The following is a 26,589-nucleotide window of genomic DNA, read 5'->3' as shown; positions in this document are numbered from 1 at the left end:
GGCTCGTAGTCCCAGGCGATCGCCAGCGGAATCAGGAGCAACGTGAGCAGACAGTAAGGATTGGCCAGAATGCTTCCCAGATAAAGCTCATAGGGGGCCAGGGGGAAGGGGGCTCCCTGGAGTCCCTGGACAATCAGGCTCAACTGCGTCGCAATCCAGGTCGACACCAGCGAGATGCAGGCCACCGGGGAACTGGTGGAATCCACGATCCAGGCCAGCTTTTCCCGGGCGATGCGCGCCCGGTCCACCAGCGGGCGGGCCAGTCGGCCCGTCAGCATGGCGCTGGCCAGGCCGTCGAAAAAGCACAGCAGCCCGACCCCATAGACGCCCAGGAGCAGGCGACGACGCCCTCCTTGCCCGTCCCCCAGGATGCGGCGCAGCAGAGACTCGAAGCCGCCGGAGTGTTCCAGCAAGCCGGCGAAGGCCCCCATCACCAGCGTGAAGCCGATGGCCGCGATGCGCCAAGGGCCCTGGACGGCCGGAAAGAGATGGGCTGCCAGCAATTCCCGGATCGCCCGGATGGGGTCCCCGCCGACCAGCAGCAGGCCGCCGGCCAGGATGCCCAAGGCCAAGCCGACTGTCGCTTGCCGGGTCGTGGCGATCGCCACCAGGGCGACCGCCGCGGGCCACAACGCCCGCCCGATGTGGCCTGGCGGCTGCAACGCCAGGGCGGCGGTGATGGCCAGGGCGCCGGCGGTCACGGTGATGGCGGCCCAGCGGGCTTGTTTCGGGGTCATGGAAGCGCCTCCTGTCGCTTCAGGATTGTAGCTTAGGGGCGCAACTGGCGTTCTACTCAGGGAGCCGCTTAAATGAAGGGTTCCCGTTGCCGGCCTGCTGGCCTGAGGAAAGCCGATGCCCGACGCTCAGACCTTGACCGCGCTGTTTCTTGCGCTGTTGGCCGCTTCCGTCCTGTTGCAGTGGGGCCTCGCCTGGCGCCAGGCGAGCCACTTGCGGCGCGCCCGATCGGTGGTGCCTCCTCGCTTTGCCGCTCAGGTCACCCTGGCGGATCACCAGAAGGCCATCGACTATGCCCTGAGTGGCTTGCGCCTGGGCAGACTGACGGAGGTCTTGGGCCTGGCTTTTCTGCTGGCCCTGTTGTGGGGCGGTGGTTTGGCCTGGTGGCTGAGCACGCTGGGCCACTGGGTGGTGGCTGGCCAGCTGGGGCCGATGCCAGCGGCGATCGCCCTGGTCGTGGGCGTGGTCCTGCTGCAGACGCTTCTGAATCTGCCTTTATCCGCTTATGCGCAGTTTGGCATCGAGGCCCGCTTTGGCTTCAACCGCATGACGTGGCAGACCTTCTTGCTCGACCTCTTCAAGGGGATGCTGCTCCTGAGCCTGCTGGGGGTGCCGTTACTGGCCGTTGCGCTGTGGCTGATGGGCCATCGTGTCTGGCTGGGCGGGGCCTGGTGGGTGGCCCTCTGGGCGGTGCAGGCCATCTTCACCGCAGGGCTGGCCGTGGCGTTTCCGGTCTGGATCGCGCCGCTCTTCAATACCTTCAAGCCGCTCGAGGAGGGGGCGCTCAAAGCCCGGCTGGAAGGATTGCTGGAACGCTGCCAATTTTCGGCCCAGGGCCTGTACGTCATGGACGGCAGTCGGCGCAGCAGTCATGGCAATGCCTTTTTTGCCGGCCTGGGGCGTACCCGGCGGATCGTGCTGTTCGATACCCTGGTGGCCCGGCTGTCCGAGTCGAATCTGGAAGCCGTGCTGGCCCACGAGATCGGGCACTATCGCTGCGGTCACATCCCCCGGCTGATCGGGGCGGAACTGTTGACCTCCTTCGTCGGCTTCGCCGCCTTCGGGCTCTGGATGGACCACCCGGCGATCGCCGGCAGCCTCGGCATTCCGACGGCGCTGCTGAGCCTGCACGCGGGCCCGCTGACTGACAGTCTGGGCATCATCCTCTTCACCGCGCTCCTGCCCTTCGTCACCTTCCCTTTGCAGCCCTTGTTTGCGTGGTTGCCCCACCGCTTCGAATATGAGGCGGATGCCTATGCGGCGCAGACCTCCTCAGCCAGCGAATTGATGGACGCCCTGGTGGCGTTACACCGCGACAACGCCGCGCCCTTGACGCTCGACCCCTGGTACTCGCGCTTCCACGACTCTCACCCGCCCACGCCGCTGCGGATCGGGGCGCTGGAACGCCTGGCGACGGTCCCAGCGGCGTCGCGGTAGCGGCTGCTGGGCCAGCCAAGCTGGGCAGGAGGCCCCGGTCGCTCCGTCAGAAGCTGATGCCGAAGATCGAGGCGCCCACCGACCAGTTCCGCAGGGTGGTCAGGCCGGGGGCCAGGCTGGCGTCCTGCGAGCGCATGGCCGTGGGCAGCGCCAAGATATCATAGCCAGCGCTGATGGCGAGCATCGGCAGGGGTTGCCAGACAAGGCCGGCGCCCAGGCTCGGCAAGGTGGTCAGACGTGGGTCGATCCGGCCCTGCTGGGTGACGGTCAAGCCATTGCGCCGCTGGTCCCAGTTTCCGGCCAGCAGGGTGGTCAGGGCGGCGTTGGCAAAGGCCCGGAAGCCCAGGGGCAATTCACTGTCGAAGCCCACGCCGTAATGGAGTCCGTGGAACTGAGCCAGGCTGGCCACGGTGGTCAGCTGGCCATTGTTCTGCAGAAACTGGCCCACGGAGGTCGGGAGGTTGCTGTGCCCGCTGAGCGTGCCCAGCCAGCGGTAGCCCAGGAAGGGCCCCACGCTGGGATTGAATTTGCCCAGAAAGTTGATGTCCGCCAGCGTGAAGCGGTATGCCAGGCCCAGGTCCGCATCCAGCAGGGCGCTACCGGCTTCCGTGAGGCCGCTGATGGGAGGGGCTGCCCCGAGCATGTCCGTGACATTCTGGCCGAATCGCAGGCCGTAGGTGTAGCCCAAAGGGCCGATCACCGCCCCGCTTCCCCGCAGAGGGAGCAGCAGGGTCGATTTGCCCGTGGTGGAGGATTCGCCGAATTGCAGGGCCTGGGCGTCCGGTGCGCTGGCCAGCCAGAGAGCCAGGCCCAGCAGCCCTTGGACGGCAGGCCTGCGCAGGCGTGAACCGACAGTTCGGCGGCGAGGAGTGGGGCAGTCGCGCACGGGGGGACTCCGTCAAGCAAGGGAGGACCCTGCCCTCATACCCGCTTGGGTGCGCTCCTATCTGCTGGTCGAGGTTCCGGGAGGGTGATCGTCCGCCGCCTCGCCTCACCGAGTGTCGCGGAGCGGGCTCCTCGGGCCCTCAGCGCACGTCACCGTCCTCGTCGCGACTCCAGAAAACGCGGGTGAATCGCTCCCGTTGCGCGTGGGTGATCCGCAGCGTGCCATCGTAGGCTTTCTGCATCTCCTTTCCGATGCGCTCGGCCAGAAAGGGGGTGATGGTCAGAATGCGCAGGCGGTCTCCTGTTCGCTCGATGCGGGCCAGCCGCGCGAGGGGATTGTTTTGTCGGAGGCGCCATTCGGTGTTGCGGAGCAGCCCGAGGATTGCCCCGTGGTCTTTCGATACCAGGGGGCCCTCGAGGAAGACCTCGCCATCGTACTCGTGGCGTGCGATCTGCGTGCATGCGGGGCATCGGAGCCTGCGGACGCGAGGGTGCCCGGCCAGCCGCGAGGCCCCGATGGCATCGAGCTGCCAGCGTTTGTGGCGCCAGATGGCCTGGCAATCCGTGCAGATGGCCTCGCCGTAGCCGGCCACGTGCGCATGGGGAGTGTCGGGCGGAAACTGACGCGTTTCCGGATAGAATCGGGCGGCGCCCGGGGGCAAATGGTGCTGCCCGCATCCCATCTGATGATCGCTGTGGTGTCCCATGGGGCCTCCTGTCGCCATGGCATCACTGTAACGGGGCGGGCAGCGTCGCCCGACAGAGAAGCGAGAGAAGCCAGCGCTGACGTTCAGCGGCCTCAATGGACGGGGTGTTGGTCGGAGAGACGTTTTTCAGGCCTCAACGGGAGCTGTCATGCTTCGTCAACGCCGGGATCTGTTCCAGGTCAATGGTTATTAAAAGGTTAATACTGATTGCAGTTTGCATTAAGGGCGTGCCACCATGGGGTCGCTCCTGAACCTTGGAGCGGCGCAATCCTTTTCTGGCTTCTGAAAGGCTGCTGACCGATGCGTATCCTGGCTTCCCTCCTCGCCGCCCTCTCACTGGGCGCTTGCGCCCAGGCTCCGACTCCGCTGGCTGCTGCCTCGAATGGCCTTGAGGCGCGCGCGAGTTCTCGCCAGTTCGGTTGGCGCAAGGTGGGGGAGCCTGGGGTGTTGATCACGCCGGAAGGCGTCGAATCCGCCGCACGCGCCAGGGCCGCCGAATGGGCTGAGGACGCCGAGCTGCGCTTTGTGGCCTGGGGCCTGGTCAAGGTGGAGCGCCTATCAGCCGTCAACCACAGCTTTTTCTCGCCGAGTCGGCGCAGTGTGCTGGTGGTGGCCACCTTCTTGTCTGACCAGAACCAGCGCGCCGTCGAGTACAGCCAGCCGGACCTGGTCAAGCCGATGGACGTTCTCAAGCCGCTGGGGAAGACCCTGATCGATGCCAACCGGGCGGTGCTGCTGGCCCAGCCCTATTTTATTCCAGGCAACAACAACCCGTTGCGGATGGTCACGCTGACGCATCCCAGCAAGTTCATTCACGCCCTCTGGAGCGTGGCGGGTGGGGGCAACCTGGTTCACGTCAACGCCGAGACGGGCACGGTGCTGGGTATCATGCCGGTTGAAACCAAGTATCCGGCGGCCTGGCGCGACCAGAGGCGCTGACGCGCTCTTATCGCCATCCCAGACCAGGCGTGGGCGGCAGCCTCACGCCGAACGGAACATGAAATAGACGGCGCCGACCAGGCACAACCCTGCCCACAGGAAGTCCCAGCGGGGGGCCTCGCGCATGTAGGCGATTGCGAACGGCACAAAGACCGCCAGGGTAATGACCTCCTGCATGATCTTGAGCTGGGCCACGCTGTACTGGGTGTGACCGATGCGATTGGCCGGCACCTGCAGCAGGTATTCGAACAGCGCAATGCCCCAGCTGGCGAGGGCCGCGACATACCAGGGAGATGCCGCCTAGTGCTTGAGGTGCCCGTACCAGGCGAAGGTCATGAACACATTGGAGGCCACCAGCAGCAGGACCGTCTGGAAACCGACAGGAAGGTGGGCCAAGGAATCTCCTCCTGAACAACATCCGTTTCGCTTCGCCCCGACGGCCGCCTCCAGGAGAGCTGCGTGGACGTCAGCGGAAGGGCGCCCCAGGCCGCGTGTGCCTCGGGGCGCCCCAACTGGGCGTCGGCCGGTTACCTGGCCGACGCATCGTCTGGTCTGACGGACTTAGCGCCCGCTGAATGGGGCGGGAGCCGGCGCACCACCCGGTGCAGGAGCAGGACCACCACCCGGCGCGGGGGCAGGACCACCACCCGGTGCGGGGGCAGGACCACCACCCGGTGCGGGAGCAGGCGCGCCACCCGGTGCGGGGGCCGGACCACCGCCGGGCCGTCCAGGGCCAGCCGTGGGGCCTGCGGGTCCGCCACCGGGGCCAACAGGGCCTGCGCCGGGTCCGCCGGGCTTCCGCGTCGGTGCAGGCGGCAGACGTTTGTTCGGGCCACCCGGCATCCGCGCTTCCAGTTCGGCCAGGCTCTTCAAGACCTCTTCCCTGACGTCGTAATCGGTCTTGTTGAGCTTAGGAGGATTCTGGAACTTGACCATGCCCATGCGTTCCACAGGCGGGGGGCCAGGCAGCCTGTAATCGTCACGCTTGGGCGTGAAGGTCCAGACTTTGATACCGGAACCTAGCTTGGCGGCGATGGTCAGGTGGACCTTGCGATTGCCGCCAGGGGCCTTTGGCATCGCGCCGGGGCCAGGTTGCGCACCACCCGGAGGCGGGGGTTGCATCGCGCCGGGGCCAGGCTGCGCACCACCCGGAGGCGGGGGTGGCATCGCGCCGGAGCCAGGCTGGGCACCACCCGGAGGTGGGGGCTGCATCCCGCCAGGCGGCGGGGGCGGCGGGGCTTGCAGCAGCGCAAAGTACTTGGGCGGGGGCGGCGCGGCTGCCGCGGGCGCGTCGGTGGCGCCTGGGCCGGCGGCCTGCCCCGCCTGGGCCTGCATCATCAGGAACAGGTTGGAGGCGTGCATGTGAAGGTTGCCGTCCTTGACCCACCAGCTTTGGCGGGGCGACTTGTGCGGCCCGATGTAGTAGGCGGCGGCGTTCTCGTTCGTCAGTTCCGCCACGGCGGTGTCGAACACGACGGTCTTGCCATCGAAGATCTGCTCGCGGCTTTGATTGGCGCGACCCACTTCGGCGAGCAGCTGGTTGTCCTCCGAGCCGGGCATCACATAGGCCTGAAGCTGAGGGGTCTTGCCGCCGTCAAAGTCCGATTGGGCCACATTAACTGGCATCTTGACCGATTGGCCGTCCTTGAACTGAACCTCGACGGCTGCATCCTTGCCGGCTTCGACCGGGACCTTGAGGTTCCCGGCCTCATCGAAGGCCGCCACGATTTTCTGGCCATTGACCAGCACGGATTGAATGTCTTCCTGGGAGAAGGGGGTCTCGATGCCGGCATCGTCCAGGACCTTGAGACCGACGGACGCGAATTTGGCCGCGACGTTCAAGGCATTCTGGGCATCGGCCGTCGAGATGTTGGGTACGGCACAGCCAGGCAACGTGAGCGAGAGGGCCAGGCAAAGGCCCGCGCCGAGCGCCCGATTCTGATGTGACTTCATCGAACGAAGATTCCTCCTGTCGGAAGGGGCGACTGGCGGGTTTCACAGGCCCTGCGACGAGTCCACTGCGGAAGGTCGGGTCGCTCCACCTTTTCCCGTACCCAAGGATGAACTGTCCTTCACCTGTCAGATCGTTCGACCAGCCGGCGCCTCCCGAGCCTCGTTGCCCGCTCTTCAACAGGCGAGCGCATTTGGCGGCGCAGACTCGCAGGCAGCAGGCTCATCAAGGGCCGGAGGTCGATTCACCGGAACCTGCAGCGGGCCCTGCGGGCCCGACACAATCCGTCGAGCCGAGAACGATCACGCCGGCGGAACCGCCGAGGCGATCCCGGAAGCGTTTGATGACGGGCGTGCGGCGCCAGGTTTAGAGAGGGAAGTCCCGTCTCGCCTTTTCGTACTCGCCCAGGCGCCGCTGGTATTCCTTCATCGCTTCGGGATAATGCGCCCGTTCCGCGGGGCGCCCGAGGGCATCGGCGCCGTCAAACAGCAGGGCCGCGGGTGCGAGGAGCAGGCCCAAAGAGCCCCCATAGCGACTGTTCAGCAATTTTTCATTGGCCTTGCTCCAGCTTCCTTTGGGGCGGTCCGGATCACGCGGCGGCAGGGGTTGGCGCAGACCAGCCTGTTCTTCCATCCGGTTCACCCGCTCGTGCAAGGCGTGGAACTTGTCGGAGGCGGCATCGGCCCGCGCCTTGGGATAGGCGTTGTGAAAAAACGCCGCATTGCCCAGCGCGTAGGCCGCGCGTTGGGCGTCCTGGCGGACTCGAGCCGTCGATTGGAGCCAGGAGCGCTTTTCGAGCACCCCTTTGGGCGTTGGCGGGAGGGCGTCCAACGCGGCGATCGCCTGTTCCATCACCAGAATTTGCTCGGGCGTGGGTGGGGTGCTCAGAAAGCTGTCCGCCTCGATCCGGCTCGAAAGCGGCTTGGGCTCCTGCGCGCGCAACTCGGTTGGCGTGATCGGCGCGGGGCGTTGAGTCGATTCCTGGGCGCGAATGGGTTGTGTCACCGTCTGAACTCCTCGTGACCCTTGCCGGGGGTCCCTCTGCCGGCGCCGGTGCATTCCGGTCCTGGGAGGATTGTCGTGTCGGTTGCCCTCACACTTGCGCTCGAGAACCGAACCCGTCAGCAAGGCGGTCTGGCCTGGGTGAAGCGGCCACATCGCGCCTGGCTTCAAACGGCCCTGTCTCCCTCATACCCGCTCGGGTGGCATCCAATCGTTCGCGGCCCCTGTTCACCGTTTGGTGGTCGAAAGGCAGAGAGGGCGATGAACCCCAGGGCGCCCCTGAGCAGAGGAGCGGGCGCCAATCAGGCGATCGCCAGCGCCTTCAGCACGGGGAGGCGCCGATCCAGGAAGGCCTGAGCTTGCCGCTCCAGTTCCGCCAGGTTCTCTTCCGGCGACTCCAGCGTTTTGCCCTCGTGAATCAGGCGTTGTCCCTGCGCGTTGAGGATGTCCCACACTTGCTGGGCGATGGTCGGGGCATCGGCTGCACCGGCCTGCACGGCGGCCAGGAACAGTTGGGGGATGCGCGCCACCATCAGGCCTGCGCCCATCACGGGGGAGACCAGGAAGTTGATATCACCCGCAGAGCGGGCCCGCTCGATCAGGTGCTGGTTCAAGGCTCGACAACGGGCGTGGCCGTTCGCCGAACTCGGCTGCACCGGAAAGAGATGGCCCGCGCCCGTCAGGACCAGGGCCGCCTCGCGCAGCTGCGCCAGGTTGACGTTGGGCAGATCGCGACGCTCCAGCAGTTGTCCCAGCGTCTTGGGGCCGGCACCGTCCTCGAAAAAGGCTGCCAGCAAGGGTTTGTAGAGGCTTTCCAGCAAATTGGCCGGTCCCAGCGCGCCTTGAACGGTCATCGGCACGTCATCCGGATGGCTGGTCAGGACGAAGGCGGCGTCCCGCCACGCCCGTTCAGCCTCCGCCGCGCTGAGGCGGCGTGGGCCCTTGATGAACAGGTCGCGCCGGAAATACTGATTGACCATGTAGTCGCGGACGCTCTGGCGCAGGACCGGGTGAGGAATCTCGGCCAGAATTTTCTGATTCTCGGTCGACAGATTGATCGCATCGAGATGGTCGAGCAAGTGGATGGATCCCGCAAAACTGAGTTTGGCTTCGGACAGGATGTCTGCCGCTTCCGAGAAAGACATCGGGTGCCAGTCCCGGTTGAAATATTCGTGGGCGAGGTAGTTGCGGTCGAGGTTCGCCAGGCTCTTGATCCGATCGGCGGCCACCGGGTTGTTGCGAAAGTAGCCGGCATTCGAGTCCACCAGCCGCTGAGCGAAGGCAATCGCGCCGTTGATACGCCCCGGCATGCCTTGAATTTCGGCCCCTGCCAGATCGGCGTGCAGGCACATCAGGTGACGCACCGGGATGGTCGGCGACCAGCCTGGCGTGGTGTTGTAGCTGACATACAGCACGCCCCCCACCTTCAAATGGCGACGGGCCAGCTCGGCGATCGCCCGGCGATTTTCGGGCGAGATCCAGCTCCACACGCCGTGGAGCCCGATCACGTCGAAGGCCGGCAGGTCATCTCGGGCGGCCAGTTCCGCAAAACTGGCATCCAGCGCGACCAGGTCGGTGCCCGTGATGCGGCTCCAGGCACGGGCCTGGGCCGCATGGGACGGATTGAAGTCCGTTCCCCAGAAGGTGCCGTCCACGGCGGCGGCGTGCATGTTCACGCTCAACCCCTGCCCGAAGCCCAGTTCCAGGTAGTGGAAGTCGTCGGCCTCCGGCGCCGCCAGCCCCTGGCTGAGACAGGCCAGACGCATCAGGGCAGGGGAGAGTTCCCGGTAGTACCCGTGCGTGTAGGTGACTTCGGTGACGTATCCTTCTGTCCAGTTCATGGGCTGGCCTCGCGAGGAGAGGGGGGCTGAGTCCGCAGCGTACCCCATCCCCTCCGCGGGTTTCGGTGATCGGGGTCCAGGGCGGAGTTCCACGGCGCTGGCACGGTGAAGGGGGGCCAGGCGAGGGGCTGGGCCCTCAGCAGAAAGCCCCTCATTTCGGAGGAAATGAGGGGCTCAGGTCAGAGGGGAATCAGACCGGCTGGGCGATCATGGGCATCACCACGTCGCGCTCTTCTTGCAGTTCCTTCAGCGTGGCGTTCATGCGTCCGCGACTGAATTCCGAGATTTCCAAACCTTGGACGATGCTGTATTCCCCGTTTTTGCAGGTGACGGGGTAGCCGTACACGACTCCGGCCGGGATGCCGTAGGAGCCATCCGAGGGAATCCCCATGGTGACCCAATCACCTTCCGGCGTGCCCAGCGCCCAATCGCGCATGTGGTCGATGGCGGCATTGGCGGCCGAGGCGGCCGAGGACAGGCCACGGGCTTCGATGATGGCCGCGCCACGCTTCTGGACGGTCGGAATGAACTGGCCTTCCAACCAGGCCTGGTCGTTGATGGTCTCGGCCGCGTTGGCGCCGCCCACCAAGGCATTGAAGAGGTCCGGATACTGGGTGGCGCTGTGGTTGCCCCAGATGGTCATGTGCGTGACCGCCGAAACGGGCTTCCCGGCCTTCTGGGCCACTTGGGTCAGGGCGCGGTTGTGGTCGAGTCGCATCATGGCCGTGAAGTTCTTGGCCGGCAGGTCCGGGGCGCTCTGCTGGGCAATCAAGGCGTTGGTGTTGGCCGGGTTGCCCACCACCAGCACGCGCACATCGCGGCTGGCGACCTTGTTGAGGGCGCGTCCCTGCACGATGAAAATCTGCGCGTTGGCCTCCAGAAGGTCCTTGCGCTCCATGCCGGGGCCGCGCGGGCGCCCACCGACGAGCAACGCGTAATTCGCATCCTTGAAGGCGACCTCGGGGTCGTCCGTGGCCACCACCCCGGCGAGCAGGGGGAACGCACAATCATCCAGTTCCATGACCACGCCCTTGAGGGCATTCATGGCTTTTTCATTGGGAATTTCCAGCAATTGCAGAATGACGGGTTGGTCCTTGCCCAGCATGTCGCCGTTGGCGATCCGAAAGAGCAGGCTGTAACCGATCTGACCGGCGGCGCCGGTCACGGCGACGCGTACGGGTGCTTTCATGGGCGTTCGCTCCAGTTCTCGAAGGGGGCAACCGCTCCTGATATAGCACACCCGCGCCCCGTTGACGACCGCCCAAACCCTCTGGGAGGCCGATAAACGACCGGTTTCGGAGGCTGCCCCGTCTTTGACCCGGGAATGCGCGCGTCAAATGGATATCATCCAGACAATCATCCAGATGTCATTCGCTTGCGTGCTGTGAATCACGTCATTAAATATATCCATCTCGCATATTCCAAATGAATCAAAAATGTGGAACAATCCCGCCTGACGAAGGAGATTTTAATGCCCATTTCAGAAGAGAAAGCCCTTGAGATTCTTACCGAATTGATCAAGAAGCCTGAAAGCAAAGCGGAAGACGTCGCGCGGATTTGGGGTGAACTGATCGACGTGTACAACCAGCACTTCGCGCCGCCCAGCGAGGAGCCCAAGCGCAAGCGGCGTCGCCGGCGCGCCGTCACCAACCCCAATCTGGGCTGGCCGGCTGGCGTTTCGCGGGCCGAATACAAGGCCTGGAAGGAAGCTCAGGAAGCGAGCGGCGCCACCAACAACCTCAATCCTCAGGAGTACAAGCGCCTGCGCGATGCCGGTCTGGTGGAGACCGTCGTGCTCAAGCCGGTCGAAAAGGCGAGCGTCAACGGTCGCGCCAAGAAGGCACGCTGAACGGGCCGTTCAATCGCTTGGAAGTCGTTTGCTGCTGGCGTCGCTTGGGACGCTGCGAAACTTACCGGCCCCGGTTTTTCGGGGCCGGTTGGCGTTTTGCTGGCCCTGGCCTCCCTCGTCTGGCGCGCGAATCCAACGCTAATCGCCATCCACGCAAAAAATCCAGTCGCCATCCGATGTGATGCCGAGCCGGAGGTCCGTGTAGCCTCCGTAGTCCCGGAAGATCTTGACCTGATTCTGGCCGAAGGTGGGCACCAGGGCTTCCCAGTCCCTGTCATCGGCGTTGCGGGCAAAGGCAGCCGGCCAGACATAGGTTTGGCCCTCCCGTTTCGGTGTCATGCGCAGCAACCGGATCAGGCGGGCGGCAAATTTTTCCCCCCGTCCTTCGCGTTGCCGCCACAAGCTGGCGGGGCGCTTGTCGCCCGTGAAGCTGAAGTCGAAGCGGGGACGACCGGCCACCGCGAGGCGTTCCAGCTGGTCGAAATCGCAGTCTCGCGTGGCCCTGACGATCGCCTGGTGCATGCGGGAGACGGGCGCTGGCAGGCCCGGGGGAGGAAAGGCCGTGATGCCACGGGCTGAGCACATCACCGCCCCGCGGCTCCGCTGCTCGGCTGGCGTGGTTGGCCCCTTCCGAGCCGCTGCGGCAGGGGCGGCGCTGAGCAGAAGACCGACGACGAGAACGAGCCTTGGAAGCGCCCCCCAGCCTGGCAAACCAAGGCCCGTGGACACCTTGGAGGTGTTTTCACGGGCGGTCACACTGAAGTCAGAGTGGCTGGGATTCAATGGAAATCGGGCGAGGGCTCGAAGGAGTCCGTGACGTCAGCGATCAGGGCCCTTCCCCCGCCTTGCTGGAACAGGCTGGCCATGTCCGCCTGCGCCATCACGAGGTGACCGTCTCCCACGGCGCGTCGCTCGGGCAGGCCAGCGGCCGGCAAGATATCTCCGGCCACGGTTCCGGGGGGCTCATCGGAATTGGGATCGAAGTAACGGATGAGAGGACCGTCGAAGCCGCGCAGCGTCCACTGCAAAAGCTCATCCAGGCCTCCCCCGGGCGCTGTGAAGGCAATGATGACGGAGCCCTCTTCGTTGTCCAGACCGGTGAGCACCTCGTTCCAATCGGTGCTGATGCGAGGTTCCACGCCGACGATTGTCGTCAGCATGGCGCGGGTGTGTTCCAACTGGTCCATCGCTTCGCACTCCTTGGTCGGCTCACGGCAGCCCCTCTGGTTGGCTCGCCAGAGGTCCCCGGTTCAAGTACCCCTCGCCTCGTCCGGCTAAACCTGAGCCTGCCAAGCCGCATCGGGCCCTCGGAGAGCGCCGTTTCAGTAGGCTGCCGGGCTCCATTGGGAAGGCCCCCCGCCGCGAATCCGGAGGCTGGCTCGGGACGCAGCGAGGGGCGGACGGCATGACGAGGTCGCTTACTGGGAGGTCACGCGACAGCTGGGGCTGACCAGCGGTGCGCCCAAGGTGAACTGGCCGTCGCGGTGGTCCACCACGACTTCACTGCCGGGAGGATAGGCCCCCGATAGCAGCGCGTCTCCGAGTGGAACCTCGACTTCTCGCTGGATGGCCCGTCGCAGCGGACGCGCCCCGTAGGCGGCATCGAAGCCCACCTCCGCCAGGGCGCGCCGGGCCGCTCCTGTCACGTGCAAGGTGACGTTCTGGGCGAGGAGCTTGCTGCGCGTGTTCTGCAGCATCAGGTCCACGATGCTGAGGATTTCGGACTCGCCCAGCGGACGGAAGACGATGACGTCGTCGACCCGGTTCAGGAATTCCGGCTTGAAACCGGCCTTCAGGGCTTCCAGCGCATTGCCTTTCATCCTTTCCCAGCGCGCGGCCTCGGCGCCTCCGGTCTCCGTCTGGAAGCCGATGCCGCTCTGCGTGCCCACCAGCTTGGAGGCCCCCACGTTGCTCGTCATGATCACTAGGGCGTGGCGGAAGTCCACCGTTTTGCCGTGACCGTCCGTCAGGCGTCCGTCTTCCATGATCTGCAAGAGCAATTGATGCACGTCGGGGTGCGCCTTTTCGATCTCGTCGAACAGCACCACGCTGTAGGGCTTGCGCCGGATGGCTTCGGTCAGCTGGCCCGCCTCGTCGTAACCGACATAGCCGGGAGGCGCCCCCACCAGACGCGCGGCAGTATGGCGTTCGCCGAATTCGCTCATGTCGATCCGGATCAGGGCATCGCCGTCGTGGAACAGTTCCCGCGCCAGCGCCTTGGCCAGTTCGGTCTTGCCCACGCCCGTGGGCCCGAGGAAGATGAAACTTCCGATGGGACGGTGTTCGTCCTTGAGACCCGCCCGGCTGCGTCGCACGGCCCGGGCGATCGCCTGGATCGCCTCGGATTGACCGACCACCCGCTCCGCCAACCGGCTCTCCAGTCCCAGCAGGGCAGCGGCATCTTCCTGGCCGATCTTGCCCGCCGGAATGCCGGTCCACTCGGAGACGACCCGGGCGATGTGGGCCGGCGTGACCCGAGAGTCCCCTCCGCCGCTGGCGCGTGCTTTGAGCGCCTTGAGTTGCTCGACACCCGCCGCAATCTCCTGCTGCAGGCGGGCGGCATCGGTGAAGCGTTCCGCCTCGACGGCTGCCTTCTTCTCCTGCTCCAGCGAGGCCAGGCGGTCGATCAGGGCTCGCTCAGCTTCGTAGGGCGATTCGCTGGCCAGCCGCACCATGGCGCAGGCCTCGTCCAGCAGGTCGATCGCCTTGTCCGGCAGGAAGCGGTCGTTGACGTAGCGAATGCCGAAATCCACCGCGGCATCCAGGCTGGCCTCCTCGATCGTGACCTGGTGATGGGTTTCGTAGGCGCCCCGCAGCCCGGCCAGGATCGCCCGGGCCTGTTCAGGGGTCGGTTCGTCGACCTGGACCGGCTGAAACCGGCGCTCCAAGGCTGCGTCCTTCTCGATGTGCTTGCGGTATTCATCCAGCGTCGTGGCGCCGATGACCCGCAACTCACCCCGAGCCAGGGCCGGCTTCAGGATGTTGCCCGCATCCATGGCGCCTTCGGCGGCGCCGGCCCCCACCACGGTGTGCAATTCGTCGATGAAGACGATCAGCCGGCCGGCCTGGGCACGAATCTCATCGATGGCGCTCTTCAGGCGTTCCTCGAACTCGCCGCGCAGCTTCGAGCCAGCCAGCATGCCGGCCAGGTCCAACGTCAGCACGCGTTTACCCTGAAGTGGTTCCGGCACGGTGTTGCTGTGGATGCGCTGAGCGAGCCCTTCCACCACGGCCGTCTTGCCCACGCCGGGCTCTCCCACCAGAACGGGGTTGTTCTTGGTCTTGCGCACCAGAATGCGAACCAAACGCTCCAACTCGCGCTCGCGTCCCACCACCGGGTCCAGCTTGCCGTTTGCGGCTGCAGCACTCAGGTCCATGGCATAGCGGTCGAGGGTGGGCGTGGCGGAAGCTCCCTTGCGCCCCTCGGGCAGCTCTTCCTCGCCCTCCTGAAACGCCCGCGGGTCGAGGTTCAAGATGCCAAGGCTGGTCGCGCCTTTCGAGGCGCACACGTGGCACAGTTCGATCGCCAGACGGCGACCATTGATCAGTCCGGTCACGCGCATGTGCGCAGGACGCTTTCCGCAGTGTTGGCAAAGCACAGGAGCCTCCTTGTGGCTTTGAAAGGGACCCTCGGGTCAATCCTCATAGTGGCTTAAGTTGAGTGTGCTCACATCATATTTGGACACTCTGGTGTCGTCAATAGACCTTATTGTTAGCGGGCGACTTGCCGCCTCTGCGCGCCTCGTCCGTTCCCTCCCAGACCTGGGAGCGCCTCACCAGGGTTCTTCAGGTCCTGCGTGCTGCTCCGCGCCTGGTGACGATTCGGCCAGTGCCCGCTTCGCCTTCGATTGACAGCACGGGTCGGCTCAGGCATCCTACCGAGGCCACGCAGGAGGTGGGTGTATGCATCGGAGCCGCAACCTTGGTCTCCCCAGCCTGTCCAGCGGGGCAGCCCGATGGGGGAGGCTGGGAGATGGCCTTTCCCTGCTGACGGCTGCCCTGCTCTGCGCCCTCTTTCCTGCTCGGCCAGCCAGCGCCGAGGGGCTTGCGGTGGTGTATCCGCCTAACGGCCATGTCACGACAGCCGAGCGAATCTTCTTGATCGGGACGGCCGCGCCGGGCGACGTCGTGTGGCTCAATGGTCAGCGCGTGCATCGCAGCCCGGGGGGACACTTCGCCCCCAGCCTGCCCTTGGCGGTGGGCTCCAACCTGGTGACGCTCGCGCATCGCGGGCAGACGCTGCAGATGACCGTGGTGCGGAAACCGCAGGAGGTGCCGCTGGCCTCCGGTCCTCACTTCGCGGAGGGCTCGCTCGAGCCGGCGCAAGACCGGGCTGTCCAGCCAGGCGAGGCGGTGCGCTTCGCGGCGGTGGCCCCGCCGGGGGCGCTGGTATCGGTGCATATCGGGGGGCGCACCGTGCCGCTGGTGCCGCAGCCCCCTGCTTCTCGATTGCCCGATAACAAGGCGGGCCTGACCGGCCAGAATGCGCCTGTGGCGGTGACCCGCGTGACCTATGCGGGCGTGGCGCGCTTCGGAACGCCGGGGCGGCTGGGAAAGCCGATCTTTCAGGTGTCGCTGGGCGCTGAGCGGGCGCAGACGCTCGGGTCCGGTTCGCTCGAGGTGATGGCGCCGGAGCGTCAGCCCGTGATCGAGGTGTCGGCGGAAGCGGGCATCACGCGGAGTGGCCCGAGCAGCGATTTTTCGCGCGGGACGCCGCTTCCTCGCGGGACGCGGGCCCTGGTCACCGGTCGAGATGGCCAGTTCCTGCGCCTGGCTCACGGGGCCTGGATCGACCAGCAGGAGACGGTCACCCTGCCGGGCGCTGTTCCCCCTGCGAGCGTGGTGCGCAGCCTGCGCTGGCGGACCCGGGCTGGTCAGACGGAGGTCTTGATTCCGCTGCAGCAAGCGTTGCCGTTTCAGATCGAGGTGGGCGAGCGGGAATTGAACCTGCAATTGCATCACGCCCAGGCTCAGACGGACATCATCCGCACGGATGAGGACCCCCTGATTCGCCGTTTGGACTGGAGCCAGGTCGGCCCTGACCGCATCCGTTACCGTTTCGCCTTGAAGACCCCGCTTCCCTGGGGCTACCAAACCCGCTACGAGGGCACGACCCTGGTGCTCGCCATGCGCCACGCGCCGCCTCTCCCAGCCCACCAGCGCCGCCTCGAGGGGCTGCGGATCGTGCTCGATGCCGGCCATGGCGGCAGCGGCGATCGCGGCACTCACGGGCCCACCGGGGTGCCTGAAAAGGATGTGACCTTGCCGATGACCCGGCGCCTGCGCAGCGAACTCGAGGCGCGCGGGGCGACCGTCGTCATGACCCGCGATGGAGACGAGGAGGTGGGGCTCAAGGCCCGCACCGACATCATCGCGAGCAGCACCCCGCACCTGGCCCTGAGCCTTCATTACAACGCCCTGCCGGATGCGGGTGACGCCGAGAACACGCGGGGATTCGGTGCTTTCTGGTACCATCCTCAGGCCCACGGGCTGGCTCAGGCCATTCATCGACGGGTCACCCAGGACCTGGGGCGCCCCTCCTATGGGGTCTGGTGGGATAACCTCGCCTTGGCCCGCCCCAGTGCGGCGCCTTCGGTATTGCTCGAGATGGGCTTTCTGATCAATCCCGAGGAATATGAGTGGTGTGTCGACGCCCACGAGCAGCGTCGCCTGGCCGAGGCGATCGCCGACGGCGTCGGGGATTGGCTCCTGCGTCCCCGCGAGTGACCTGAATGATCCGCAAGGGGGGCTCCTGGGCTGTCGGGGGAGCACGGGCGGGTCGCAGGGGCTGACGTGGACAATTCAGGGTTAATAAAAGGTAAAGAATTGATAAAGCATTGGGTGGGGCTTGCTACACTGAGGCTGCCGCCGTCGCCCTGACCGCCTGGGCGTCGGCCGGGCATCGTCTCGGAGGAGAAGCCATTGAAACCCTTGATCCCCGCCGTCATCCTGACGACTCTTGCCCTGGTGGGCTGTGGCGTTGCCCGCCCTGGTAGCCTGCCGGCTGCCCCTCGCATGGCCCAGGTCCAGGCCAAGTCCACCGGCCTGATCACGCAGTTGCTGATCAACGGGCAGAATGCGCCGGATTATGCCAGCGCCAACGAGGGTCAGACCTTGACCTTTGACGTCCGCGGCAAGGACCTCACCAGCATCAAGTGGTCCACCGATGGGGACGACCTCGACAAGCCGAACGGTCCGCGCTACCGCGTGCGGTTCAATTTCGGCGGTTTCATGTACGTGGTGAGTTGCACGGTGGCCAACGCGGCCGGTGACACCGAACGCCGGGACGTGAAGATCGTGGTTCGGGGCAACAGCTTCCCCACGCCGATGCCGTTCCCGCCGAACCCGGTCCCCCCCTTCCCCAAGCCCTGATAGCGACGGTCGAAGCGGTCCGGGATACCTCCCGCAGCCTTTCGGGACCACACGATGACCCGCCTCCAGTTCGGAGGCGGGTCATTTGATGTCTGGACGCGCCGCGCGGGCGCGTCGAATCAGAGAACGGCCTTGTCGGCGTTGATGCGGCCGGCCCCAGCCTTTTCATCGTAGCCCGGCGCGCCGATGTCGAGGGCGGTGTCTTGCAGGCGCTTCTTGAGCGCGCCGGGGTTCTTCTCCTGTCCGGCGCCCAGCATCAGGGCCACGACTCCTGCCGTGATCGGCGTGGAGAAGGACGTTCCGTCGACCGCCTTGTAACCGCCGCCCATCGCCGTGGTGATGATGTTGGCGCCGGGGGCGGCCACCGAGCACCAGTTGCCGTACGTCGAGAAGTTGGTGACCTTGTCGCGGATGTCCGTGGCGCCCACGGCGATCAGGTCGGGCACCTCATTGCCGGCAAAACCGGAGGGCACGTTCTTGGAACTGGTGCCGGTGTTGCCCATCGAGCAGACCATCGGCACGCCCTTGCTCATCACGTATTCGGCGGCCCGCTTGGTGGTCTGGACGGCCGTCGGATACTCGGCCATGTTGGGCTTGAAGCTGAGGCTCATGGTGATCATATCGGCGTGGTCGGCTGCCCAGACCATGGCATCCACCACGGAGGAGGCCGAGTTACCGACCTTCACGGGCATGATCTTGGCATTGGGGGCCACGCCCGCGATGCCCACGCCGTTGTCAGCCATCGCCCCGACCAGACCGGCTGTCATGGTGCCGTGCCCCTGCTGGTCTTGCGGAGGCGTGCCGGGAGCGGCCGCATTCCAGCCTTCCACCAGCTTGTCCTTCAGGTCGGTGTGGCGCAGATCCACGCCCGTGTCGACCACGGCCACCGTGACGCTCTTGCTGCTGCGACCGGACGACCAGACAGCCGGGACGCCGAGCGTTTCGAGATACCACTGGTCCTTGCGCAGGGGATCGACCTTGCTGTTGTCCTGACGGGGGCGCACCACGACGTCCTTGGCCCGCACGGGCTCGAGTTCGGGCAGCAATTCGCTCTCGACGAACTGGACCCCTTCGATCGCCAGCAGGGCCTTGCGGGTGGAGGCCGGGTTGCTACGCGTCTCGAGCACGGCCAGGGCCAGCTTGGGCATCACGCGGACGGCCTTGCCACCAGCGACCTGTTCGGCCTGGGCCAGGGCCTTGGTGGCCTGGGTCTTGGAGAACCCGACGATCAGACGCTTCGCGAGGACGGCCTTGCTGGCCTCCACGCCGCCGGCATCCAGGGAGCGTGCCACAGGGGCCATGGTCGACATGCCGCAGCCGGCGAGCACGATGGCGGGCAGGAGGAGGGTCGCGGTGCGAGAAATGAATGGGGTCAAAACGGCCTCCAGGGGCACTGTGCGCCGAATGACGCACCAGATGGATGACGGGTTCTTTAAACCAAACTTTTTATCGTGTTAATCATATCAAAACTTGCTTCGACGCCTCCCCTGATTTTGACTTGCCTCCGCTGTGCCTCATCCGTATCGTTAGAGGCGTGTCAGTGCGCCCATCCGCTTCCGCGACGCTTCGTACGCTTCAGAATGCTCTCGACTCCTTGCCCTTGCCCCTGGCCCCGGCGTCCATCCTTGAACTCTGGGCGGTGGCGGCGCAGGCGGGGGAGGTGCAGCCCGAGAGCCTGAACTGGCTGCAGGGCCTGCCGCTCACCCCGGAGGCCGCGGCCTTGCTCGCTCGCCTGCCCGACCTGCTGCCCCACAACCCTGACGTGCGCCACGCTGAGCGGGAAGACGCCTCTTACGCGCGGCGCTGTGACACCTTGAAGGCGCTGACCCGGCCGGGCGACCTGGTCTTCTGGCGTAGTTTGGAACCGGGGCTGCCCTGGAACGTGCTGCGCACCCTTTACGGCCCCTGGATGCACGTTTCGCTGGTGCTGGATGAAACGGCATGGCTGGACCCCTACTGGCCAGAAGGAGCCGTCATCAGCACGCCCGAGGCGGCGGTTGCCAAAGCCTCGCGACGGATTCGTGCCACGGAGATGGCGATCGTGCGCCCGGCCGGAGCCTGGGAGCCGCAGGCCTTGCGGCGACTGCAGGCTGCTTCGCGGGAAGCGGTGGGCCGTCCGTATGGCCTGATGGGGACGGCCGAGTCGGAGGCCGTTTCCTGTTCACGGCTCGTCTCGCAATTGCTGGCCGAGCAGGGGCTGGACCTGCTCGGCCAGCGTCATCGCTTGTTTGCGTGCGCCCTGGCGCCGCGCGACATCTATCAGGCGCCCCTGGCGATCGTCCGCCGGGACGGCTCGCTCTGCCCGCATCAGACGGATGCGTTCGAGCCTGCCGGCTGGTTCGGCCAGCTGGTGCGCCAGACCGAGCAGGGCCTGCATGGCTCCCCCTGGTTGCGACGCGGCCTGCTGGCTTCGGGGCCGGGCCTGACCGAGCTGTTCATGCGCCTGATGGAGCCCGCTCCACTCTCCCCGTCTCTGCTTTTTCCCGAACTCGCAGCGGGGCCGCAGGTGGGCTGAAGACGCCTGAACTGAGCCTACGGCTGGGCCGCCGGCGGCACGACGCCTCCGTCTCCTGTCTCCAGGGGAGCAGGCACCGAGGGCTCCCCGAGGGGCGCTTCCCGTGGCAGCAGGAACCAGGCGCGTCCTTGTCCGTTGAGGGCGAATGCTCGCCGGGTGGCCTCCTCCCCCGCGCCCCAGAAGACGTCGATGCGACCGGGGCCCGTGATGGCGCCACCCGTGTCCTGGTCAAGCACGAAACGGCCTCCAGTTTCGAGGCCCGTGACGCGTCCGCGGGCGTCGAAACGCGCCCGCGGGTAACTGATCCACAGCAACCCGCCGGTCGGGAAAAGGCGCTTGTCGGTGGCGATCGCCCGTCCCCCCGTCAGCGGCACGCCGTCACATCCCGTCGGCCCGTCGGAGGTCAGGCGAAAAAAGACATAACTGGGGTTGGCGCGCTGGTCGCCGCCGAGAAAGACGTGGCCGTTCTGTCCCGCGTAGGCCACATTGGTCGTCCGCCCATCCGGGAAGCGCAGGATTCCCGACCCCTGGATCATCAACGAGGCCCGGGCATTGGCGTCCGCGACCCAGGCGATCTCGAGCCCGCGCCCCGCCAGGGCCTGTCCGTCGTCGATTTCCTTGCGGGTGTAATAGGGCAGGATGCGGCCCGCCTTGATGCGCGCCATGGCCACCTGGCCCGCCAGCGAGGGCCGAAACGCGCCCAGATCCAGAGGCAGCATGTCGGCCGGCGGGGCGTACAGCGGGAAACGGAAGGTCTCATCGGCCTGCTCCCGTGCCTCCAACATCGGACGGTAGTATCCGGTGAAATGGACGCTGCCCTGGGCGTCCTTGCCTGGCATGGGCACCCAGGTGAAGCGGGCCGCCAGTTCCGTGTCGAAGGTCGGCTGGCCCCAGGCCCGCTGGACCAGTTCTTCAAAGTCCGCCAGGCCCCTTCGCAGCAGGTCCAGGGACACCATACGACCGGCAAAGCTGAGCGACTTGCGGTTGAGGCCGTTGAGATACCGTCGCGTCTGGGCGATGGCCTCGAGCAGCGAGGCCTTGTCTCCATCGTCCTGCAGGTTGGGCGGTGCCTGGGTGTCCGGGGGGGGCGTTTCCTCGCTTTGAGCCCGCGCGGCATCGGCCACGATCCCGGAGCCCAGCAGCAGCAGGCAGCACAGAAGGCGTCTCATGAGCGTCATGCTAGCGTTCCACCTTGGACCAGCACCGTGTGTTGGGTTACAGCCTGGTCAGGCTCCCCCGGGAGGCGCGTCGTCCGCCGAGGCGGAGGGGGCGCCCAGCACCCAGACGTGCTGGGAGAAGCAGGCGCGGGGGGGACGACGATCCTTGCGGCGTTCCTCCAACCCATGGTGCGGCTCGCGTGTTCCATCCTCGACCCGATCGCTGCCGGCCAGCGGCAGGCCGACCTGAAAGGTCAGGGCCGCTTTCCAGGGGCCCCCGGACGGCGAAGCTTTCAGGGCTTCGAGTTCAGGCCGCTGGTCGGGATTGTCCCGCAGGATTTCCAGGATGGCGGCGCCCGCGAGGTCGATCGGACCGGTCTTGACGATGCTGGTCCAGCCGCGCGCGCGTGCCAGCCAGGTCAGACTCGCGGCGGCCTTCCCCGCGGAACGCCACGTGAGGTGCGAGGCCCGGCCTGGGGCTTCGCGGGCCAGCAGGACGGCGTTTTGCGGGTGGGTGTTCTGAAATCTCAGAAAGTAATGCCCGAAGGTGCTGGCCAGTCCCTTCATCAGCCGGACCAGCATGGCCACCCCCAGGGGACGCCCTCGCTCATCCCGCAACTCCCCGTCCTGAACGCGGTACTTTCCATCCCTGAGCAGGCGTTCGCGCAGGTGAGACCCCAGGTGATCCACCCGTACGGGCAGGTCCCGCGTCTGTTGTCGCAAGGCCGTCTCGTCCCAGGTCTGCCAGCCCGCTGGAAGGTGGCGGGCCAGCCAGTCTGGCTGGCGGGCCTCGAGTTCCAGCATGTAATGTCGCACGGTCATGGCCTCCAGCAGGCCACTGCCCTGAACGTCGCCCGTGGCTTCGCTGGGGGAACCATAAAGGGCCTCGTGCATCGCCTCGCCGATGCGTCTGGGCACCTGGTCCCGCCAGGAGAAGTTGGTCAGCTCCAGGTGCTCGCGTTCACCTGGTGGCAGACTCTGCAGCGCCTCTCGCCACAGCGCCCGCAATGCGTCTTCGGACAACTCCCGCTGCGGCGAGGCGATCCGTTGGGTCGAATGGGCCGCTACCAGATCCGGGAAGGCTTGCCAAGCTTCCGGACGGCCCTGGGAGGTGCCCACGGCCATCACGGCGTCGGGCAGGTAACGCCCGCAGGCCAGCTCCTGTCGAAGGGCTGCGAGGGCCTGACCCTCGGCCTCGTCGAGACCATCATCATGCGCCAGACCTTCCAGCAGCCCCGGCAGCTTGGTGGCGAGGGCGCTGGCCTGTGCCTGATCGAGCACCGCCTCTGTCAGGCTGAGCCCCTGGGCCAGGGCTGCCAGACGCAGCGTCTGAGCAAAGATGCCCGAATCCAGCGATTCCTCGCGGGCCGTGACGGCTTGCCCGAAGGGTTCGAGCACATCGCCGAGGAGCGATTCGTAACGATCCCGGCGCAGCAACAGCAGCCAGCCCAGTGACTCGGGAGGGACGTGAGCCGGGAGGTCTGGCACGTAAGGCTGCAGCCACGTGGCCGGACAGACCAGCACCCGGCTTGGTTGCCAGTTGGTGGCAGAGGGGGCCCAGAAAGCCTGGTAGCAAGCCTTTAGCAGGGATTCGGCCGAGGCCGCATCGGCAGGCCCAGGTGACGGTGGCGCGGCAGCCGCCGCGAACAGGGTGTCGAGCCCCTCGAATGGCGTCAGTTCACGGTCCATTCGACCATCGGGGTGCACCCACCACCTATCGCCCCCCTCCGTGAGGGAGATGCCGCTGCCATCGAGGGAACAGGGTTCCCCCGTGGCCCGGGCCTGCGTCAAGGCGGCTGTCAGGCTTTCTTGGAATTCCTGATAGAGAGCCTCGAACAGGCGGTCGCGCCCGGGCAGATCGAGGCCCAGCATCTGGCCCAGGCGTCCGGTCTGTCGCTGTTGGGCGGCGAATTCTCGGATCTGGGCCTGTGACAAGGAAAACGACAAGCCGGCCCCTTTCACGCATAGAATGGGATGGTCAAGCCTCCGCGGGCGGCTTGCGGTCGTCGGAACGCGCTGGCAAGGAGGGCGCGCGGTGAAACTTCACCAAGGACTTCAAACATGTCTGGGCGGACTATTGTACCTGGCTTTGACCGCCTGTGACGCCACCGATGCGCCCCTGGCACTGGCGGCCAATACTTCTCGCAACAGTGCCACGCAGCTCCAGATCCGTGATCTGACCATGCCGTCGATCCGTTTCACGGCCGGCGAACTGTTCGAACTCCACTTTCGCGTGGTGATCCAGGGGGCGGGGGCGGCCAAGGCTTACGGAATCGCGACGCGCCTGGGCACGCAGGAGTACCCCTTCCCCGAACCTCTGCCGATCGTGCCGAACGGACGGGTCATGTTGTTGAAAGCCGGCCCTTTGCCGAATCAGAACGAAAACGGCCGATTCGACGTCGAGTTCTGGCTGATCGATGTGCTCGGTCGGAACAGCAATCGCCTGAAAACCTCGATCCAGGTGCAGTGACGCGGGGCTCGGCCGCAGCGCCTCGCGCCCTTCAGGCCCCTGCGTCGAGGGCTGCGCGGAGCGCCTCCGGGTCGAACCCGATCACGATTCGCTCGGGGGTCACCAGCAAGGGGCGACGGATCAACCGGGGTTCTCGCCCCATCCAGTGCAACATCTCTGCTTCCGCCATGGCGTCCGGGTTCAATCCCAGCGACTTGACCGACGGGCTGCGAAACGAGAACAGGCTGGCGGCGGACACCCTGGAGACCAGCGTCTCCAGCTCGTCATCCGATAGGGGGTGCCGGAACATATCGCGTTCCGCGAAGGGCACGTGGGCCTCCGTCAGCCAGCGTCGCGCCGAGATGCAGGTCGAGCAACCGGATTTGAGGTAAAGGGTTCGCGAAGACACGGGCAGCTCCGGGGGATGGCGGGGCGCGAAGGGGGCTCTCCCCGAGTTCCCTCTCAGGGCGAGGTTTAAACCGGCGCATTGTCCCTCGGGGCCCCGCGAGGGCCCTGCTGGACGCGCTATAATGGTGAGCCGTGCGGAGGGCACGGGCGCGTCACGCGCATGGCCACCGCCCACCACCCGACACGCTCGTGAAGCCTGGGGATCCTATGGTCGAGACTGCCGTCGCTCAAGACGACGACACCCGTTTTTCGTCCCACCTGCTCGGCGAATTTCTGCTGGAGCAAGGCCTCGTCTCCGAGGAGCAGCTGGAGGCCGCGCGGGTTCAACTCGCGGCCCTTCCGGTCCCCGAGGCGATCCCGATGGGCGTGGCGTTCGTTCCCGCCGCGGATGGCAAGCGTTTACAGTTGGTGGACCCTGTGGTCGGCACCAGCCTGGGAAGCCTGCCGCTCGTGCCGGGAGACGAGGGCGACGGAGAACTGGAACCGGTGGGCTGGACGCGCTACGCGGACGACCAGTTGCTGATGCTCGAACCTGGCGAACTGGCGCCCAAACGCTGGCTGTCGATGGCGGATTGCCCCACGCCTGGCATCATTCCCACCCCGGCGGGGGCCTTCCTGTACCCAGGGGCGCCGCCGAGTCGCGCCACCAGCCCGCGCATCGCCCACTTGCCATCTCCGTGGCTCAATCCGGCCGGGGTGACTGGCCCGCTCGACCTGTACCCGTCTCCCCAGGGCGCTTTGCTGGTGGCCGTCAACCGCGGGGCCGGCACCGTGCATGTCATCTCCGTGGCCGAGCGCGTCCAGAAGGGCGCCGTCTCGTTGCGGCCTGCGGGCCATCAGCGCGGGATGGGCGTTGCGATCACGCCCGACCAGCGGACCGTCTACCTGAGCGATGGGCTCACGCCTCGCCTTGGCATCCTCGACCTGGCCAGCATGAAGCTGCGTTATCAGCTGTTTCCCACCGGTCCCTTGGGGTCGCTCCTGCTGAATCACGACGGCTCGCAATTGCTGGCCTGTTTTGCCAAGGGACCACGCGAAATGGGTCTCCTGACCATTTCGTTGCCGGATCTGCGTGTGAAACACCTGCTGAATTTGCCTGGTAAGGGCGAGGGCGAAAGGCCCATCCTGCCCCTGACTCCGGGCTTCGACGAGGATTCCGCCTTCCTGGTCACCTATTCCTTCGAAACCCGAGACCAGGTCTACCTGTTGCAGATGGACCGGGCGCGCCAGCGCATCCACAAGAGCCACGCGTTGCGTGAGATGCCGTGGATGGTCTGTCAGCCCGCGCCGGAAGCTTGGTGTCCCGAAGCGCCGGATCTGGGCACCGCCCTGCTGCACATGGGCGTGCTCAGTGAGGACCACCTGAAAGTGGCCCGGGCCCATCTGGCCGGCGGGGGAGAGTCGGTGCTGTCGTTGGCCACCGTGCCGATCGACCCGGGGGTGCTGGCTCGTCTGCCGGAACGCTTGATCCGCGATCGTGGGGTGATCCCGCTCAACGAGATCGATGGCAATCTGATCGTGGCCATGGGCAACCCTTCCGATCCCCGCTCTCGCCAGTTTGCCATCGACCTGGCCGGCAACCTTCCCGTGCGCGTGCTGCCCGTGACGGCCACCGAGTTCGAGGCCTTCATGCAGGAGCGTTACCCGGCGCTGATGGATGAATACTACGCCGTCTCGAGCGGCGCGCCGCCGTCGCTGCGGATGCCCCAGGAATTGAGGTCCACGGTCCCGCTGGCACAGGGTGCTCGCCCAGACGCCACCGATGGCCCCCGGGCGGTTTCCCCGGCCGGCGAGGTGCGAGTGGCGCCCGTGCGGGCACCGGCCGCCCCTCCCACGGCGGCCCTGCTGGCCACTGATGATTGGGGCGAGCTGCCGGGCGAACGTTTTTTGTTGATCAACCCGCTCAAGCGTCAGGTGGCGGAACTGGATCGGACCGGTCGGTCGGCCTGGCTTTACAGTCCGGAAGGTGACACCTTGACCCGGCGTTTCTCCGGGTTCGTGCATGCCGCGCGACTGGAGAATGCCAATACCCTGGTGGTCGATATGGGGGCCAACCGGGTGCAGGAAGTGACGCCTGCGCGGAGCGTGACCTGGCAGACGGCCGAGGACTGTCGCCTGAAGGGACCGCGTCATGCGATCCGGCTACGCACGGGCGGCACGTTGGTGGTGGACACCGGCAACAACCGTCTGGTGGAGGTCGATGCGGACGGGCAGCCGGCCTGGACCTATGGCGAGATGGGCTGTGGCGGTGACGGTCTGTTCAAACCGAATTACGTCTGCGTGCTGGGCAACGGGCGCCTGCTGGTGACCGACACGGGCAATCATCGGGTGATCGAGCTGGA

22 protein-coding genes and 1 pseudogene are annotated in these 26,589 nt (G+C 66.3%); 8 read left to right on the top strand and 15 right to left on the bottom strand.

Features of this window, described 5'->3' with window-relative positions; all coding sequences use genetic code 11:
* Positions 1-737, bottom strand: a 737-nt coding sequence (locus VKP62_14750; GenBank protein ID MEB3198456.1) for a hypothetical protein, incomplete at its 3' end; no start/stop codon positions are given.
* 115 nt (positions 738-852) lie between these two features.
* On the opposite strand from VKP62_14750, the gene VKP62_14745 reads away from it, so the two are divergent.
* Positions 853-2,172, top strand: a complete 1,320-nt coding sequence (locus tag VKP62_14745) for a M48 family metallopeptidase (GenBank protein ID MEB3198455.1) — start codon at positions 853-855, stop codon at positions 2,170-2,172.
* Positions 2,173-2,218: 46 nt separating this feature from the next.
* On the opposite strand, the gene VKP62_14740 is transcribed toward VKP62_14745, so the two are convergent.
* Together VKP62_14740 and VKP62_14735 are read right to left on the bottom strand one after the other, a co-directional pair.
* The gene (locus tag VKP62_14740; GenBank protein MEB3198454.1) at positions 2,219-3,058 is read right to left on the bottom strand and encodes a hypothetical protein; all 840 of its coding nucleotides are present in this window, start codon (positions 3,056-3,058) and stop codon (positions 2,219-2,221) included.
* Positions 3,059-3,197: 139 nt separating this feature from the next.
* On the bottom strand, positions 3,198-3,764 hold the full coding sequence (locus tag VKP62_14735) for a hypothetical protein (GenBank protein ID MEB3198453.1): 567 nt from the start codon (positions 3,762-3,764) through the stop codon (positions 3,198-3,200).
* A 300-nt stretch (positions 3,765-4,064) separates the two neighbouring features.
* On the opposite strand from VKP62_14735, the gene VKP62_14730 reads away from it, so the two are divergent.
* On the top strand, positions 4,065-4,703 hold the full coding sequence (locus VKP62_14730; GenBank protein ID MEB3198452.1) for a hypothetical protein: 639 nt from the start codon (positions 4,065-4,067) through the stop codon (positions 4,701-4,703).
* Positions 4,704-4,745: 42 nt separating this feature from the next.
* Here the strand turns inward: VKP62_14730 and VKP62_14725 are convergent.
* From VKP62_14725 to VKP62_14705, 5 genes and pseudogenes are all read right to left on the bottom strand, one after another.
* Positions 4,746-5,099, bottom strand: a pseudogene (locus tag VKP62_14725) (DMT family protein).
* Between the two features lie 165 nt (positions 5,100-5,264).
* Positions 5,265-6,656: a hypothetical protein gene (locus VKP62_14720; protein ID MEB3198451.1), complete on the bottom strand. Its 1,392-nt coding sequence runs from the start codon at positions 6,654-6,656 to the stop codon at positions 5,265-5,267.
* Positions 6,657-7,020: 364 nt separating this feature from the next.
* A complete protein-coding gene (locus tag VKP62_14715; protein MEB3198450.1) occupies positions 7,021-7,659 on the bottom strand; it encodes a hypothetical protein in 639 nt (212 codons plus the stop codon).
* A 299-nt stretch (positions 7,660-7,958) separates the two neighbouring features.
* Positions 7,959-9,497: a class I SAM-dependent methyltransferase gene (locus VKP62_14710; GenBank protein ID MEB3198449.1), complete on the bottom strand. Its 1,539-nt coding sequence runs from the start codon at positions 9,495-9,497 to the stop codon at positions 7,959-7,961.
* 190 nt (positions 9,498-9,687) lie between these two features.
* Positions 9,688-10,686 (bottom strand): malate dehydrogenase, encoded by a 999-nt coding sequence (locus tag VKP62_14705; GenBank protein MEB3198448.1) that lies wholly within the window; start codon positions 10,684-10,686, stop codon positions 9,688-9,690.
* Positions 10,687-10,968: 282 nt separating this feature from the next.
* On the opposite strand from VKP62_14705, the gene VKP62_14700 reads away from it, so the two are divergent.
* Positions 10,969-11,346 carry a hypothetical protein gene (locus VKP62_14700; protein MEB3198447.1) on the top strand — a complete coding sequence of 126 codons (378 nt, stop codon included), beginning with the start codon at positions 10,969-10,971 and terminating at the stop codon, positions 11,344-11,346.
* A gap of 138 nt (positions 11,347-11,484) precedes the next feature.
* Here the strand turns inward: VKP62_14700 and VKP62_14695 are convergent, their stop codons facing one another.
* From VKP62_14695 to VKP62_14685, 3 genes are all read right to left on the bottom strand, one after another.
* Complete coding sequence (locus tag VKP62_14695; GenBank protein MEB3198446.1) at positions 11,485-11,931, bottom strand: hypothetical protein; 447 nt, start codon at positions 11,929-11,931, stop codon at positions 11,485-11,487.
* Positions 11,932-12,125: 194 nt separating this feature from the next.
* A complete protein-coding gene (locus tag VKP62_14690; GenBank protein ID MEB3198445.1) occupies positions 12,126-12,533 on the bottom strand; it encodes a hypothetical protein in 408 nt (135 codons plus the stop codon).
* 231 nt (positions 12,534-12,764) lie between these two features.
* Positions 12,765-14,909: an ATP-dependent Clp protease ATP-binding subunit gene (locus tag VKP62_14685; GenBank protein MEB3198444.1), complete on the bottom strand. Its 2,145-nt coding sequence runs from the start codon at positions 14,907-14,909 to the stop codon at positions 12,765-12,767.
* A 340-nt stretch (positions 14,910-15,249) separates the two neighbouring features.
* On the opposite strand from VKP62_14685, the gene VKP62_14680 reads away from it, so the two are divergent.
* Complete coding sequence (locus VKP62_14680) at positions 15,250-17,073, top strand: N-acetylmuramoyl-L-alanine amidase (GenBank protein MEB3198443.1); 1,824 nt, start codon at positions 15,250-15,252, stop codon at positions 17,071-17,073.
* A gap of 195 nt (positions 17,074-17,268) precedes the next feature.
* On the top strand, positions 17,269-17,718 hold the full coding sequence (locus tag VKP62_14675; protein ID MEB3198442.1) for a hypothetical protein: 450 nt from the start codon (positions 17,269-17,271) through the stop codon (positions 17,716-17,718).
* Positions 17,719-17,837: 119 nt separating this feature from the next.
* Here the strand turns inward: VKP62_14675 and VKP62_14670 are convergent, their stop codons facing one another.
* The gene (locus VKP62_14670; GenBank protein ID MEB3198441.1) at positions 17,838-19,094 is read right to left on the bottom strand and encodes a S8 family serine peptidase; all 1,257 of its coding nucleotides are present in this window, start codon (positions 19,092-19,094) and stop codon (positions 17,838-17,840) included.
* 218 nt (positions 19,095-19,312) lie between these two features.
* On the opposite strand from VKP62_14670, the gene VKP62_14665 reads away from it, so the two are divergent.
* Positions 19,313-20,233 carry a hypothetical protein gene (locus tag VKP62_14665; protein MEB3198440.1) on the top strand — a complete coding sequence of 307 codons (921 nt, stop codon included), beginning with the start codon at positions 19,313-19,315 and terminating at the stop codon, positions 20,231-20,233.
* A 17-nt stretch (positions 20,234-20,250) separates the two neighbouring features.
* On the opposite strand, the gene VKP62_14660 is transcribed toward VKP62_14665, so the two are convergent.
* Both VKP62_14660 and VKP62_14655 read right to left on the bottom strand, forming a co-directional pair.
* Positions 20,251-21,402, bottom strand: coding sequence for an MltA domain-containing protein (locus VKP62_14660; GenBank protein MEB3198439.1), 1,152 nt, complete (start codon positions 21,400-21,402; stop codon positions 20,251-20,253).
* Positions 21,403-21,459: 57 nt separating this feature from the next.
* On the bottom strand, positions 21,460-23,337 hold the full coding sequence (locus VKP62_14655; GenBank protein ID MEB3198438.1) for a hypothetical protein: 1,878 nt from the start codon (positions 23,335-23,337) through the stop codon (positions 21,460-21,462).
* A gap of 88 nt (positions 23,338-23,425) precedes the next feature.
* On the opposite strand from VKP62_14655, the gene VKP62_14650 reads away from it, so the two are divergent.
* Positions 23,426-23,860 carry a hypothetical protein gene (locus VKP62_14650; protein MEB3198437.1) on the top strand — a complete coding sequence of 145 codons (435 nt, stop codon included), beginning with the start codon at positions 23,426-23,428 and terminating at the stop codon, positions 23,858-23,860.
* A 31-nt stretch (positions 23,861-23,891) separates the two neighbouring features.
* On the opposite strand, the gene VKP62_14645 is transcribed toward VKP62_14650, so the two are convergent.
* Positions 23,892-24,248: a Spx/MgsR family RNA polymerase-binding regulatory protein gene (locus tag VKP62_14645; GenBank protein MEB3198436.1), complete on the bottom strand. Its 357-nt coding sequence runs from the start codon at positions 24,246-24,248 to the stop codon at positions 23,892-23,894.
* A 206-nt stretch (positions 24,249-24,454) separates the two neighbouring features.
* Between VKP62_14645 and VKP62_14640 the strand changes: the two genes are divergently transcribed.
* Positions 24,455-26,589: hypothetical protein (locus tag VKP62_14640; GenBank protein ID MEB3198435.1), on the top strand; the 2,135-nt coding region annotated here is incomplete at its 3' end.

The organism is Candidatus Sericytochromatia bacterium (assembly GCA_035285325.1).
Lineage (GTDB): Bacteria > Cyanobacteriota > Sericytochromatia > S15B-MN24 > JAQBPE01 > JAYKJB01.
This window is presented reverse-complemented; position numbering and strand designations above follow the sequence as displayed.

Coding starts and splice junctions, on each gene's coding strand:
- VKP62_14745 (MEB3198455.1), top strand. CDS start 853: ATGCCCGACGCTCAGACCTTGACCGCGCTGTTTCTTGCGCTGTTGGCC.
- VKP62_14735 (MEB3198453.1), bottom strand. CDS start 3,764: ATGGGACACCACAGCGATCATCAGATGGGATGCGGGCAGCACCATTTG.
- VKP62_14730 (MEB3198452.1), top strand. CDS start 4,065: ATGCGTATCCTGGCTTCCCTCCTCGCCGCCCTCTCACTGGGCGCTTGC.
- VKP62_14720 (MEB3198451.1), bottom strand. CDS start 6,656: ATGAAGTCACATCAGAATCGGGCGCTCGGCGCGGGCCTTTGCCTGGCC.
- VKP62_14710 (MEB3198449.1), bottom strand. CDS start 9,497: ATGAACTGGACAGAAGGATACGTCACCGAAGTCACCTACACGCACGGG.
- VKP62_14705 (MEB3198448.1), bottom strand. CDS start 10,686: ATGAAAGCACCCGTACGCGTCGCCGTGACCGGCGCCGCCGGTCAGATC.
- VKP62_14700 (MEB3198447.1), top strand. CDS start 10,969: ATGCCCATTTCAGAAGAGAAAGCCCTTGAGATTCTTACCGAATTGATC.
- VKP62_14695 (MEB3198446.1), bottom strand. CDS start 11,931: ATGTGCTCAGCCCGTGGCATCACGGCCTTTCCTCCCCCGGGCCTGCCA.
- VKP62_14690 (MEB3198445.1), bottom strand. CDS start 12,533: ATGGACCAGTTGGAACACACCCGCGCCATGCTGACGACAATCGTCGGC.
- VKP62_14685 (MEB3198444.1), bottom strand. CDS start 14,909: ATGCGCGTGACCGGACTGATCAATGGTCGCCGTCTGGCGATCGAACTG.
- VKP62_14680 (MEB3198443.1), top strand. CDS start 15,250: ATGCATCGGAGCCGCAACCTTGGTCTCCCCAGCCTGTCCAGCGGGGCA.
- VKP62_14660 (MEB3198439.1), bottom strand. CDS start 21,402: ATGAGACGCCTTCTGTGCTGCCTGCTGCTGCTGGGCTCCGGGATCGTG.